The sequence below is a fragment of the Microbacterium sp. genome (assembly GCF_036277215.1).
Classification (GTDB): Bacteria; Actinomycetota; Actinomycetes; order Actinomycetales; family Microbacteriaceae; genus Microbacterium.
Window position 1 is genome coordinate 1 of record NZ_DASUNI010000177.1, and the last position, 13,565, is coordinate 13,565.

11 protein-coding genes and 1 pseudogene are annotated in these 13,565 nt (G+C 70.6%); all 12 read left to right on the top strand.

The window, feature by feature from the left end; all coding sequences use genetic code 11:
- Positions 1–279, top strand: a pseudogene (locus tag VFX99_RS09150) (hypothetical protein); the annotation flags it as partial.
- A gap of 39 nt (positions 280–318) precedes the next feature.
- Positions 319–2,376 carry a beta-galactosidase gene (locus VFX99_RS09155; protein WP_329665990.1) on the top strand — a complete coding sequence of 686 codons (2,058 nt, stop codon included), beginning with the start codon at positions 319–321 and terminating at the stop codon, positions 2,374–2,376.
- Positions 2,373–3,878: an alpha-N-arabinofuranosidase gene (locus tag VFX99_RS09160; RefSeq protein ID WP_329665991.1), complete on the top strand. Its 1,506-nt coding sequence runs from the start codon at positions 2,373–2,375 to the stop codon at positions 3,876–3,878. The genes VFX99_RS09155 and VFX99_RS09160 overlap by 4 nt, the downstream gene beginning before the upstream one ends.
- A 131-nt stretch (positions 3,879–4,009) precedes the next feature.
- The gene (locus VFX99_RS09165) at positions 4,010–5,218 is read left to right on the top strand and encodes a Gfo/Idh/MocA family oxidoreductase (RefSeq protein ID WP_329665992.1); all 1,209 of its coding nucleotides are present in this window, start codon (positions 4,010–4,012) and stop codon (positions 5,216–5,218) included.
- Between the two features lie 5 nt (positions 5,219–5,223).
- Entirely contained in the window at positions 5,224–6,396 is a 1,173-nt protein-coding gene (locus VFX99_RS09170) for a dihydrodipicolinate synthase family protein (protein ID WP_329665993.1), read from the top strand.
- The gene (locus tag VFX99_RS09175) at positions 6,393–7,280 is read left to right on the top strand and encodes a sugar phosphate isomerase/epimerase family protein (RefSeq protein WP_329665994.1); all 888 of its coding nucleotides are present in this window, start codon (positions 6,393–6,395) and stop codon (positions 7,278–7,280) included. Before VFX99_RS09170 ends, VFX99_RS09175 begins: the two co-directional genes overlap by 4 nt.
- Positions 7,277–8,314, top strand: a complete 1,038-nt coding sequence (locus tag VFX99_RS09180; protein ID WP_329665995.1) for a LacI family DNA-binding transcriptional regulator — start codon at positions 7,277–7,279, stop codon at positions 8,312–8,314. Before VFX99_RS09175 ends, VFX99_RS09180 begins: the two co-directional genes overlap by 4 nt.
- A 116-nt stretch (positions 8,315–8,430) precedes the next feature.
- A complete protein-coding gene (locus VFX99_RS09185) occupies positions 8,431–9,432 on the top strand; it encodes a LacI family DNA-binding transcriptional regulator (protein WP_329665996.1) in 1,002 nt (333 codons plus the stop codon).
- A gap of 66 nt (positions 9,433–9,498) precedes the next feature.
- Positions 9,499–10,833 (top strand): Gfo/Idh/MocA family oxidoreductase, encoded by a 1,335-nt coding sequence (locus VFX99_RS09190; protein WP_329665997.1) that lies wholly within the window; start codon positions 9,499–9,501, stop codon positions 10,831–10,833.
- Positions 10,830–11,783 (top strand): NAD(P)-dependent oxidoreductase, encoded by a 954-nt coding sequence (locus VFX99_RS09195; protein ID WP_329665998.1) that lies wholly within the window; start codon positions 10,830–10,832, stop codon positions 11,781–11,783. The genes VFX99_RS09190 and VFX99_RS09195 overlap by 4 nt, the downstream gene beginning before the upstream one ends.
- Positions 11,780–12,679, top strand: coding sequence for a 5-dehydro-4-deoxyglucarate dehydratase (locus VFX99_RS09200; RefSeq protein WP_329665999.1), 900 nt, complete (start codon positions 11,780–11,782; stop codon positions 12,677–12,679). The genes VFX99_RS09195 and VFX99_RS09200 overlap by 4 nt, the downstream gene beginning before the upstream one ends.
- 10 nt (positions 12,680–12,689) lie before the next feature.
- The coding region (locus VFX99_RS09205; protein WP_329666000.1) for a mandelate racemase/muconate lactonizing enzyme family protein at positions 12,690–13,565 on the top strand (876 nt) is incomplete at its 3' end.

The window sequence follows — 13,565 nt, forward strand, 5'->3', positions numbered from 1 at the left end:
ACCGCGATCGCGGTCGTCGGATGGGTGGGGCTCGCCGTCGTCGCAGTCGTGCTGCTCTCCGCTGCCGGCGGCTGGAGCCGCGAAGCGGGCTGGCGCGCCGCCCTGCGCAACGCGCCCGCCGCGCTCGTCGCCGATCTGCGAGGCATGCTCTTCCTCGCCGCCGCCGCGGCCCTCGTGTGCGTCCTCACCTGGGTCCTCGTGCCCCTGGTGATCCCCGCGCTCGGCTGCGCCGCCCTCGCGGTGGTCGCGATTCCCGCGCGCCGACGCCGCAACGGCTGACCGCCCCTTCCTACTTCGACCGACCGAGGAGCGATCCGAGTGCTGTACGGCGCCGACTACAACCCCGACCAGTGGCCGGAGGAGGTCTGGGACGAGGACATCCGTCTCATGCGCGAAGCGGGCGTGAACATCGTCAGCCTGGGCATCTTCGCGTGGTCGCGCATCCAGCCCGCCGAGGACGTGTGGGACTTCGGCTGGCTCGACCGGGTGATCGAGAAGCTCCACGCCGGCGGCATCTCGGTCAACCTCGCGACCGCGACCGCCTCCCCGCCGCCGTGGGTCAGCGCGACCTATCCCGAAACGCTTCCCGCCGACCAGAGCGGTGCGTCCTACTGGCCGGGAAGCCGCCAGCACTTCGCCCCGTCATCGCCGACGTACCGCCGCCTCGCCGGAGAGCTCGTGCGTCGCATCGCGGAGCGCTACGTCGACCACCCCGCGGTGGTGATGTGGCACGTCGGCAACGAGTTCGGCTGCCACCTGTGGATGGACTTCTCGGATGCCGCGCGCGATGCCTACCGCGTGTGGCTCCACCGGCGTCACGGATCGATCGACGCCCTCAACGAGGCGTGGGGGACCAGCTTCTGGTCGCAGCGCTACGGAGACTTCGACCAGATCTTCCCCCCGCGTCTCGCACCCTACAGCCACAACCCGGCCTCGATGCTCGACTTCCGTCGATTCACCTCGGACATGCTCCTCGAGTGCTACCTGATGGAGCGCGAGATCCTGCAGGCGGCCGGTGCGACGCAGCCCATCACCACCAACTTCATGGGTCCGTTCAAGCCCGGTGACTACAGCAAGTGGGCGCCGTTCATGGACGTGATCGCCGACGACTGCTATCCCGATCCCCGCAACCCGCACCGCGTCCGGGATGCCGCCTTCCAACGCGACCTCATGCGCTCGTTGAAGCCGGGAGTGCCGTGGCTGCTCTGGGAGCAGGCGACGGATGCCGTCAACTGGCGACCGGCGAATCCCGGCAAGGCTCCGGGGCAGCTCATGGCCGAGACCGCGCAGTCGATCGCGCGCGGTGCCGACGGGATCATGTTCTTCCAGTGGCGGCAGTCGCGCGCCGGCAGCGAGAAGTTCCACTCCGCGATGCTCCCGCATGCGGGCACGCAGACGCGCATCTGGGAGGCGGTCACCGATCTGGGTGCGCGCCTGGCCGCGCTGCCGCCGCTCCCCCCACCGGGTCGCGACGCGCGAGTCGCGCTGGTCTTCGACTGGGAGAACTGGTGGGCGATCGAGGAGCGCGATCATCCTGTCGAGGTCGACTATCTCGCTGTCGTACTGGAGTGGTACGGCGCACTGCACAGGCGTGGGCTCATGGTCGACATCGTCGCCCCCGAGCGCATCGACGACGGTTACGACCTGGTGCTCGCGCCCGCGCTCTACCTGCTGCGCGATGAGGGCGCGGCCGCACTGACCCGCTTCGTCCGGGACGGCGGCACTCTGCTCACCGGGCCGTTCACCGATGTCGTCGACAGCGACGACCATTTCCGCGCCGGCGGCTTCCTCACCCAGCTCGGCCCGACGCTCGGCGTGCGGTTCGAGGACTTCGGGGCGCTCGGCGGCCCGAGCACGGGCGGCAGCGGCGTCGGAGCGCAGGGCGCCCGCGACTCGACCGGCGCCGGAAGCGCGACCTTCCGCCTCGGCGACGGCTCGTTCTCGGGCCGCCTTGTGGCCGAAGCCGTTCATCCGGTCGAGGCTGAGATCGTCGCGACCTTCACCGACGGGCTCGCCGCGGGGTGGCCCGCGGCGACCCGCAATCGTGCCGGCGGCGGCGAGGCCTGGTACCTGGCGACCCTGCCCGATGCCGACGGACTCGACGCCATCGTCGGCGCGGTGGTCGCGGCATCCGGGGTGCGACCCGTCCTGCCCGGCCTTCCGGCTCAGGTCGAGGCCGCCCACCGCGGCGACCTGGTCACCGTCATCAACCACGGCGATTCGCCCGCCGAAGTGTTCATCGACGGGGCGGACGCCGAAACCGGCGCGCGCGTCGGCCGGAGGGTGTTGGACCCTCAGGGCGTGCTGTTCGCGTTCGCACCCGTCAGCCGTGCGGGCACAGCCCGACGAACCCGCCTCGAAGGAGCACCTCTGTGAGCACCGCCCGCGCCCACCTCGATCCGCGGTCCGAGATCTCGATCATCGACCGGCGCATCTTCGGCGGGTTCGTCGAGCACCTCGGGCGGCACATCTACGACGGCATCTTCGAGCCGGGGCATCCGTCGGCGGACGCCGAAGGCTTCCGCACCGACGTGATCGAGCTCGTCAAGGAGCTCGGAGTGTCGACGATCCGCTATCCGGGCGGCAACTTCGTGTCGGGGTACCGCTGGGAGGACGGCATCGGTCCGGTCGACCGCCGGCCCCGCCGGCTCGACCTGGCATGGCACGCCACCGAGACCAACGCGGTGGGGCTGCACGAGTTCCAGTCCTGGCTCGACAAGGTCGGCAGCGAGCTCATGCTCGCCGTCAACCTGGGCACTCGGGGAACGCAGGAAGCGTTGGACCTCCTCGAATACTCGAACACGTCGGTCCGCACCGCGCTCACCGACGAGCGTGCGGCCAACGGGCGGTCGGAGCCCTTCGGCGTGAAGGTGTGGTGCCTGGGCAACGAGATGGACGGGTGGTGGCAGCTCGGCCACCGCAACGCCTCGGACTACGGCAAGCTGGCATCTCGTACGGCGAAGGGGATGCGCCAGCTCGACCCCTCCATCCAGCTCGTCGTGTGCGGATCGTCGGCCCGAAGCATGCCGACGTTCGGCGCGTGGGAGCGGGAGGTGCTCGAGCACACCTTCGACGACGTCGACTTCATCTCGTGCCACGCGTACTACCAGGAGCGCGATGGCGACGCGCAGGAGTTTCTGGCGTCCGCCGTCGACATGCAGAAGTTCATCGAGAGCGTGGTGGCCACCGCCGACGCGGTAGCGGCCGCTCGCAAGAGCGACAAGCGCATCATGATCTCCTTCGACGAGTGGAACGTCTGGTACCTCTCCCGGTGGGAGGAGCAGGCGGTCACCTACGGTCCCGACGAGTGGCCGGTGGCGCCGCGACAGCTCGAGGACCAGTATCACGTCCTGGATGCCGTCGTATTCGGCGACCTGCTCGTCACCCTCCTCCAGCACTCCGACCGCGTCCGCTCGGCATCCCTCGCCCAGCTCGTCAACGTGATCGCGCCGATCATGACCGAGCCGGGCGGACCCACCTGGCGGCAGACGACGTTCTTCCCGTTCTCGATCACGTCGCGACTGGCCGGCGCTCAGGCCGTGCGACTGGAGGTGGACTCGCCGGCCTTTCCCAGTTCGCGGTTCGGGCAGGTCTCGTCGGTCAACGCGGTCGCCACGACCGACGACGCGGGCGTGAGCGTCTTCCTGGTCAACCGATCTCAGGATGCCGCAGTCCCGGTGGAGATCGATCTGTCATCCGTCGCGCCGGGCCTTGCGGTCGTCGAGTCGCACCTGCTCGCCGACGACGACATCTACGCTGCGAACACACTCGAGCATCCCGAACGGGTCGTGCCGACGGCATCCGACGCGCGTGTCGAGGGCCGGGCGCTGCGGGTCACTCTTCCGGCCGTGTCGTGGGCCGCTATCCGGCTGGAATGAGCCCGTGAGCCACGCCACCTCAGAGAGAGCGCTTGCGCGCCGCCCCCGTATCGTGGCACACTAGGGAAAGCGCTTACCCACCACCACTGTCTTCACCACTCCACCGAAACCTCAGAGAGAGCAGAACGACGATGTCAGAGACGACGACCCTCGCCGCGGCCCCGGCCGCGGCATCCGATCCCCGTCCGCAGGTCCGCGAGATCGGCATCATCATGAACGGCGCGTCGGGCCGCATGGGGTACCGTCAGCATCTCGTCCGCTCGATCCTCGCGATCCGCGACCAGGGCGGCATCGAACTGTCCGACGGCACGCGCGTCACCGTGAAGCCGATCCTCGTCGGCCGTAGCGAGGCGAAGCTCGCCGAGCTCGCCGCGAAGCACGGCATCGAGGACTACACCAGCGATCTGGATGCCGCGCTGGCCGACCCGCGCTGGGAGATCTACGCCGACTTCCTCGTGACGAAGGCCCGCGCCACCGCGCTGCGCAAGGCGATCGCCGCCGGCAAGACGATCTACACCGAGAAGCCCACCGCCGAGACGGTCGAGGAGGCCCTCGAACTGGCCAACCTCGCCGCCGCCGCGGGCGTGAAGACCGGAGTCGTGCACGACAAGCTCTACCTGCCCGGCCTGCAGAAGCTCAAGCGCCTCATCGACTCGGGCTTCTTCGGCCGCATCCTCAGCGTGCGCGGCGAGTTCGGCTACTGGGTCTTCGAGGGCGACTGGCAGCCCGCGCAGCGCCCGAGCTGGAACTACCGGGTCGAAGACGGCGGCGGCATCATCGTCGACATGTTCCCCCACTGGAACTACGTGCTGGAGAACCTCTTCGGCAAGGTCGAGACCGTCTACGCCCAGGCGTCCACCCACATCCCGACCCGCTGGGACGAGAAGGGCGAGCCGTACGCTGCCACCGCCGAAGACGCGGCATACGGCATCTTCGAGCTCGAGGGCGGAGCGATCGCCCAGATCAACTCCAGCTGGACAGTGCGGGTGAACCGCGACGAGCTGGTCGAGTTCCACGTCGACGGCACGCACGGCTCGGCCGTCGTCGGACTCTTCGGCGCGAAGATCCAGCCGCGCAACGCCACGCCCAAGCCGGTGTGGAATCCCGATCTCGAAGACAGTCACGACTACGACGCCGACTGGATCGGCGTGCCGACCAACGAGGTGTTCCAGAACGGGTTCCGCCAGCAGTGGGAGGAGTTCCTCACCTCCTATGTCGAGGGCACCGACTACGAATTCGACCTGCTCTCCGGAGCGCGCGGCGTTCTGCTGGCCGAGGCCGGCCTGCAGTCCAGCCGCGAAGGCCGCAAGGTCGAGCTGCGCGCACTCTCGCTGGACTGAGCGCCATGACCGACCTCACCCTCCTTGCGGCCGACGGCGTGACGGCATCCGTGCCGCTCGCCGACGCGCCGTCGTTCACGAAGCCCGCCGCCCCGCTGCGCAGCCGCGTCGCGTACGCCGCCGCACACGTGGTGCCGAAGGTCTGGGCCGACAACACCCCGGGCCGGCCCGCCGACATCGACTGGGACGCGACGCTCGCGTTCCGCCGATCGGTGTACTCGTGGGGCCTCGGCGTGGCCGATGCGATGGACACCGCGCAGCGCAACATGGGCCTGGACGCCGCGGCGACACGTGAGCTGATCGCCCGCAGCGCCGAGGTCGCGCGCGAGGAGGGCGGCTCGGTCGTGGTCGGCGTCAACACCGATCACATCGACAGCGAGCTGATCTCGGTCGACGAGGTCATCGACGCCTACAAGGAGCAGCTGCACTTCACCGAGGAGCAGGGCGCGGGTCCGGTGCTGATGGCTTCGCGGCACCTGGCCCGGGCCGCATCATCCGCGGACGACTACCGCCGCGTGTACCGCGAGGTGCTCGGTGCGGCCACCACGCCGGTGGTGCTGCACTGGCTCGGCACGGCGTTCGACCCGCTGCTGGCGGGCTACTTCGGCGACCCGGCATGGCAGGCGGCGTCGGATGTGCTGCTGGAGGTCATCGGCGAGAACACCGACAAGGTCGCGGGCGTCAAGATGAGCCTGCTGGACGCCGACGCGGAGGTCTCGGTGCGCGAGCGCCTGCCCGGCGGAGTGCGCATGTTCACCGGCGACGACTTCAACTACGTCGGCCTCATCGGCGGCGACACGGTCGGGCAGGGTGAGGGGCACTCCGATGCCCTGCTCGGCGCCTTCGCCGCAATCACCCCGGTCGCCTCGGCGGCGATCCAGGCGCTCGATGCCGGCGACCCGGATCGCTACCTCGAGCTGCTCGGCCCCACCGAGGAGCTCAGCCGCCAGGTGTTCGCCGCACCGACGTTCTACTACAAGACCGGCGTCGCATTCCTCGCGTGGCTGAACGGCCACCAGAGGGCGTTCCAGATGGTCGGCGGGCTGCACTCGGCCAGGAGCCTTCCGCACCTGTCGCGCATCGTCGAACTCGCGAACGCCTCGAATGCCCTCGAGCAGCCCGAGCTCGCCGCCGAGCGCTGGCACGGCATGCTGCGCGTGAACGGAGTCTCCGCATGACCGTCCCCGACCCGCGCCTGTCCATCAACCAGGCGACGATCAAACACTCCGATCTCGCGACCGCGCTGCGCGTGACCGCCGACGCCGGCGTCCAGGCGATCGGCCTGTGGCGCGAGCCGGTCCAGGAGGTCGGACTCGCGAACGCCGCAAAGCTGCTCACCGACTCCGGCCTGCGCTTCACGACCCACTGTCGCGCCGGCTTCTTCACCATGCCCGAGGGCCCCGCCCGCCGCGCGTCGATCGACGACAACCGCGTGGCGATCGAAGAGGCCGCGACCCTCGCCGCCGCGGGCGCCGAAGGCTCCACGGCGATCCTGGTGCTGGTCGCCGGCGGCCTTCCCGAGGGCTCCCGCGACCTGCTCGGCGCGCGCGAGCGCGTGCGCGACGCGATCGGCGAACTGGCTCCGGATGCCGCTGCCGCGGGTGTCACGCTGGCCATCGAGCCCCTGCATCCGATGTACGCCTCCGACCGCTGCGTCGTCTCGACCCTCGGACAGGCGCTCGACATCGCGGCAGACTTCGACCCGGCCGTGGTCGGGGCGACCGTCGACACGTTCCACATCTGGTGGGACCCCGACGTGCTGGCGCAGATCGCCCGTGCCGGCCGGGAGGGCCGCATCGCCACGTACCAGGTCTGTGACTGGAAGACGCCGCTGCCCGCCGATGTGCTGCTCTCGCGCCACTACCCGGGCGACGGCGTGATCGACCTCGCGACCCTGACCGCCGCCGTCGAGGCCACCGGCTATGGGCGCGACATCGAGGTCGAGATCTTCAATGAGGACATCTGGGCGGATGCCGCGCCCGACGTCGTCCGCCGCACTGCGGAGACCTTCGGCCAGGCCGTCAGCCCCTCCCTGCGAGCGCCCCTAGACTCTCGCGTGTGAGCGAATCCGCCCCTGCGCCGACCCGAGGCGCGGCCACACTCGACGACGTCGCACGGGCCGCCGGCGTTTCACTCGCCACGGCCTCCCGCGTGCTGAACGGGTCGACGCGCAAGGTGGCGGAGAGCTATCGCGAGCGTGTCGAGGCCGCTGCCGAGCAGCTGGGCTACACCGCGAACCTGTCCGCGCAGGCGACCGCGCGCGGCACATCCGGAATCATCGCCCTGCTGGTCGCCGACATCGCCGACCCGTACTTCGGGCAGCTGGCGTCCGGTGTGGCGCGGGGCGCCGATGAGGCCGGGCTCATCGTCACCATCGCGATCACCGAACGCGACCCGCAGCGCGAGGTCCGGCTCGTGCGGGCGCTGCGCGGTCAGCGTCCTCGTGGCCTCATCCTCGCGGCGTCCCGCCCCGACGGACCGGACGCGGCGGGACTGCAGACCGAGCTGGACGCATTCGCCGGGATGGGCGGCCGGGTCGTCGCGCTCGGCCCCGTCGGGGGCGACATCCGCTCGGTCACCATCGACAACCGCGGCGGGTCGCGTGCGCTCGGTGCAGAGCTCGCCGGCCTCGGATACCGCGAAGCCGTGGTCATCGGTGCCGCCGAGGGAATCCGCACGTCCGACGACCGCATCGCGGGCTTCACCGAGGGCTTCACCTCCGGCGGCGGAACGATCCGCGAGGTGCTTCGCGGGGCGTTCACGCGAGACGCCGGCTACGCCGCTGCCGAGGACCTCGTCGCCCGCGACCTCCCGTCCGGAACCGTCGTCTTCGGCATCAGCGACGTCGTCGCCATCGGGATCATGTCGGCGATCCGGGATGCCGGTCGCACCGTCGGCGGCGATGTCGCGGTGGCCGGCTTCGACGACATCGCGACCGGACGCGACATCCGGCCGGGGCTGACCACGGTCCGCGTGCCGCTGGAGGATCTGGGCTACCGCGCCCTGCACGCCGCCATCGAGCCGGAATGGGATGCCGCGCAGCCGACCGCCCCGCTCGAGGTCATCGTGCGGGGCAGCACGCCGCCGGTCCGCTAGGCGCGGTTTTCCGCGGGGCAGCCGCGTCGGGCATCCGCCCGGTCGCGCCGCAGGAAACGTTTCCTCACCCGGTAGGCTGATGCCGGCCGACGCGACTGCGTCGGGGAGGAGCCGGAATGCCGCGACCGCCGAAGGGTGTCACGATCGCCGATGTCGCCGCGCGCGCCGGGGTGTCGCTGTCGACCGTCTCGCGGGCTCTCAACGGCAATCCCACGGTCGATCCGGTGCTCGCCGAGCGGGTGCAGGCGGCGGCCGCTGAGCTGCAGTACACCGCGAGCCCCCTGGCGCGCAGCCTGGTGCTCGGCCGGACGCAGACCATTGCGGTGGTGGTTCCCGACCTCGGCAACCCGACGTTCCAGGAGATCCTGCGCGGGCTCAATGCGGCAGCCGGTCGGGACGGGTACCACGTGCTCATCGCCGACTCGGCGGAGGTCGTCGCCGAAGAGCGCGTGCTGTCCATCGAGGCCCGCCGCCGCACGGACGGTCTCATCCTGTGCGCGCCGCGCATGCCGCAGGACCAGCTCGACGCCCTGCTGCTCCTGGTCGCGCCGGTCGTGCTGGTCAACCGGGAGTCGGAGGTGCCGGTTCCCGTCGTCCGCGCCGACTACCGGGCGGCCCTCCGGTCACTGGTGGACCACGTCTACGAGCTCGGACATCGCCGCCTGCTGTATCTGGCGGGTATCAGTCGCAGTGCGTCGAACGCCTCGCGGCTGGCGGCGATCGCCGACTTCCGGCGGGATCACCCCGACGTCACGATCGACGAGGTCCCGTGCGGCGTCGACTTCGACAGCGGCGCACAGGCGGCCGATGCGGTGCTGCGAAGCGGCGCGACGGCCGCGCTCGCTTTCAACGATCTGGTCGCCATGGGCCTGATGAGCACCGTCGAGCGACGGGGGGTGCGCGTGCCGGACGACCTCTCGATAGCCGGGTTCGACGACATCCCGTTCGCGCGCTACACCTCGCCGCCGCTCACCACCGCGTCCGTGCCCGCGGGCGAGATCGGAACCCGCGCCTGGCGGGCGATGGATCAGCTACTGACCGACGGCACGGTCGGCGCCCCGCTGACGCTGCTGCCTTCACTCGAGGTGCGCGAGAGCACGGGGCCGGCCGGCGGCTGAAGCCGCGGCATCCAGCCATGTCTGTGATAGCCTGAGAAAACGTTTCCTGAAGGAGAAAAGACGCACATGACCGAGCGCTACGCCGTCGTCGGAGCAGGCTCCCGGGCCTCGCTGTACGTGAACGCGATCGCCGGCCCATTCGCCGACCGCGCCACCCTCGTCGCGATCTGCGAGCCGAATCCGGTCCGTGCGGCGCTGTACGTCGACGAGCTGGCGGCCGCGGGTGGCGATGTGCCCGAGGTCTGGCATCCCGACCGGCTCGAGCAGATGATCACGTCGCTGGGGATCGACCGGGTCATCGTGACGGCACGCGACGACCTGCATGCCGAGCTCATCGTGCGCGCCCTGGATGCCGGCGCCGACGTCGTCGTCGAGAAGCCGCTCACGATCGACGCACCGAGCGCTCGTCGCATCGAGGAGGCCATCGAGCGCACCGGGCGCCAGGTCGTCGTCACCTTCAACTACCGGTACTCGCCGCGCAACAGCGCGCTGCGCCAGGTGATCCAGGACGGCCTCATCGGCGAGGTCACCTCGATCGACTTCTCATGGATGCTGGACACCAAGCACGGCGCCGACTACTTCCGTCGGTGGCACCGCGAGAAGAAGAACTCCGGTGGGCTGCTCGTGCACAAAGCCAGCCACCACTTCGACCTCGTGAACTGGTGGATCCACAGCGAGCCGCGGCGGGTCTATGCGTCCGGCGGGCTGCGCTTCTACGGGGCCGACAACGCGGCGGCGCGCGGACTGGGCCAGCGCCCCTCGCGCGGCACCCATGAAGGTGCTCACGACGCGTTCGAGCTCGACCTGCGCGCCGACGACCGGCTCGCCGCGCTCTATCTCGACGCCGAGCAGCACGACGGCTACGTGCGCGACCTCGATGTCTTCTCCGACGGCATCACGATCGAGGACAACCTCGCCCTCGTCGTCGACTACGCCTCCGGAGCCACGCTCAGCTACTCGCTCAACGCGCACTCGCCGTGGGAGGGCTACCGGGTCGCCGTCAACGGCACGAAGGGTCGCGTCGAACTGGACGTGATCGAACGGGGTGCGGTGCTCGAAGACGAGGGTCTGCATCCCGTGCTCGACCCGAGCGCGACGGATGCCGGATCGTCAGGATCGCTGCGCCCCGAGGGTGAGCGACTGCTCCTCCAGCGGCATTGGGAGGCGCCGGTCGAGATCGAGATCGGCGGCACGGCCGGCGGTCACGGCGGCGGCGACGCGCTGCTGCTCTCCGACGTCTTCGTCGGGCCGTCCGACGATCCGCTGGCGCGTCCCGCCGACTGGCGCGACGGTGTGCGCTCGATCGCGGTCGGGATTGCCGGCAACATCTCCCTCGAGACCGGGCAGCCGGTGCAGGTGGCCGACCTCGGCATCGACCTGCTGGCCCAGCGGACGCCGTGACGCGCATCGTCGTCACCGGCGGGGCGGGCCGCCTCGGCCGCAGCCTCGTGACCGGCCTCGTCGAGCGCGGCCACGCGGTGGTTTCGCTGGATCGCGCCGTGTCGGACGCCCCGGAGCTCCGCGGCGTCGGCCAGGTCGCCGTCGACCTCACCGATGCTGCGGCCGCCCGGGACGCTGTCGCCGGTGCGGAAGCCGATGCCCTGATCCACCTCGCCGCGATCGCCGTGCCCTTCAGCGCTCCCGAAGACGTGATCCTGCGCACCAACGCCGCGCTCGCGCTCAACACCATGACCGCGGGCGTCGAAGCCGGGATCAGCCGGATCGTGACCGCGTCGAGCCCGACCGTTATCGGCTACGGCGCCCCCGCGGGATGGTCGATCGACCGGCTGCCGATCGACGAGCAGACGCCGACCGCGCCCTGGAACGCCTACGCGCTGTCGAAGCTGCTCGCCGAGCAGACCATGCGGATGCTGCACCGCCAGACCGGAGACGCCACCCGCTTCGCGGCCTTCCGCCCCTGCTACGTGATCGCCCCTGAGGAATGGGCGGGCGCGCCGACCCAGCAGGGCCACACGGTCGCTGAACGGCTCGACGATCCGGCGCTCTCGGCACCGGCCCTCTTCAACTACGTGGACGCCCGCGATGTCGCGACCTTCGTCGACGTTCTGCTGACCGCGATGACCGACATCCCCAATGGCGAGGTCTTCTTCGTCGGTGCCGACGACGCCCTCGCCCGCAGGCCCCTCGCGGAGCTGCTGCCCCAGTACGTTCCCGGGACGACCGCCGAGGCATCCGTCCTCACCGGCACGACGCCGGCCTTCTCGAACGCGAAGGCGAAGCGGCTGCTCGGCTGGGCGCCGCGACACACCTGGCGCGACGAGCTCGACGCTCATCCCCGCCGCGCACACCACTCCGGCTCGCCCGGCCCCAGACCACGGGAGAAGTCATGAACTTCGACGGCATCCTCTTCTTTCCCGTGACGCCCTTCGATCCGCGCGGTCGCGTCGACCTCGACCTGCTGCGTGAGCATGTGACCTCGACGATGGCGCATCGCCCCGGGGGAGTGTTCCCCGCGTGCGGCACGGGCGAATTCCATGCGCTCTCTGCCGCCGAGGTGGAGTCGGTGGTGCGAACCACCGTCGACGCGGTGGGCGGCAGGGTTCCGGTCGTAGCCGGCACCGGCGGCCCGCTGGGGCACGCGACCGACCTCGCCCGGTCGGCGGCGGATGCCGGAGCGGACGCCCTTCTTGTGCTCCCGCCCTACCTCGTGGGCGGCCCGCAGGCCGGGCTCGTCGCCTACGTCGAGGCGATCGCCGCGGCATCCGCTCTTCCCGTGGTGATCTACCACCGCGGCACGGCGCAGTACAGCGTGGATTCCGTGCGCCGCCTCGCACAGAACCCGAAGGTCGTGGGGTTCAAGGACGGCCACGGCGACATCGGGCTCGCGCAGCAGATCGTGCGAGCCGTGGCCGAGAGCGGACGCGACGACTTCGCGTTCTTCAACGGGCTTCTCACCGCGGAGCTGACGCAGGCCGGATATCGCGGCATCGGCATCCCGCTGTATTCATCCGCGGCGTTCGCGATGATCCCCGAGGTCGCGAACGCGTACTACCGCGCGTATGCCGACGGCGACGAGCCGCGACGCCTCGAGATCCTCGACGGGTTCTACCTGCCGCTCGTGCGGCTGCGGGACGAGACGCCCGGCTTCGGCGTCTCGTTGATCAAGGCAGGACTGCGTCTCGGCGGGATGCCGGTGGGCGCCGTGCGCGCGCCGCTCGTGGATCCGACTCCGGCGCAGGAGGAGCGCCTCGCCGAGATCCTGGCCAACGGGCGCTCGCTGCTGTGAGGCCGATGCCATGAGCTCCTTCGCGACGATCGAGCGCCTCGAGGCCCGGCTGATCCGCGTGCCGCTGACCCGGCCGTGGGCGCAGGATGTCACCGCCGTCGGCGTGATCGCGACGACGGTCACGCGCAGCGACGGGGTGACCGGATACGGGTTCTCATGGACCCCGCAGATCGGAGCCGAGGCCGTGCTCGCACTGCTCCAGCACGACATCGCCGCATGGGCGGTCGGCCGAGACGCGGGCGCCGAGGTCGTGTGGCTCCCGCTGTGGCAGCACCTGCACGAGGCGGGCGGCGGCGGCATCACGACGATCGCGATGGCGGGGCTGGATCTGGCGCTGTGGGATGCGGCGGCGCGCGCTGCGGACGCGCCGCTGACAACTGTCCTCGGCCGCCGGCGCGACTCCGTGGAGGTCTACGGCAGCGGGGTGAACCTGCACTATCCGCTCGACGAACTCCTGGCGCAGGTCGGGCGCTGGATCGAGGTCGGCTACGACGCCGTCAAGATCAAAGTGGGCAAGCCCGATCTCCGGGAGGACCTGGACCGCCTTGGCGCCGTGCGCGAGGTTCTCGGACCCGACCGGCGGCTCATGATCGACGCGAACCAGCGGTGGGACCTCGACCGGGCGACCCGATCCATCGAGGCGCTGTCGGCGTTCGACCTGACGTGGATCGAAGAGCCGCTGCGCGCCGACGATCTGGCCGGGCACACCGAGCTCGCGCGGCGCATCGACGTGCCGATCGCGGTGGGCGAGAACCTGCACACCGAGTATCGGTTCGCGGACTTCCTCCGCGCCGGCGCCGCCCAGGTCGTGCAGCCGAACATCGTCCGTGTCGGAGGGATCACCCCCTTTCGGCGCATCGCCGATCTGGCGGCCGATCACGGCGCG

Excerpts from the sequence above, each read along its gene's own strand:
- VFX99_RS09170 (WP_329665993.1), top strand. The coding sequence starts at position 5,224 with ATGACCGACCTCACCCTCCTTGCGGCCGACGGCGTGACGGCATCCGTG.
- VFX99_RS09200 (WP_329665999.1), top strand. The coding sequence starts at position 11,780 with ATGAACTTCGACGGCATCCTCTTCTTTCCCGTGACGCCCTTCGATCCG.
- VFX99_RS09175 (WP_329665994.1), top strand. The coding sequence starts at position 6,393 with ATGACCGTCCCCGACCCGCGCCTGTCCATCAACCAGGCGACGATCAAA.
- VFX99_RS09190 (WP_329665997.1), top strand. The coding sequence starts at position 9,499 with ATGACCGAGCGCTACGCCGTCGTCGGAGCAGGCTCCCGGGCCTCGCTG.
- VFX99_RS09165 (WP_329665992.1), top strand. The coding sequence starts at position 4,010 with ATGTCAGAGACGACGACCCTCGCCGCGGCCCCGGCCGCGGCATCCGAT.
- VFX99_RS09185 (WP_329665996.1), top strand. The coding sequence starts at position 8,431 with ATGCCGCGACCGCCGAAGGGTGTCACGATCGCCGATGTCGCCGCGCGC.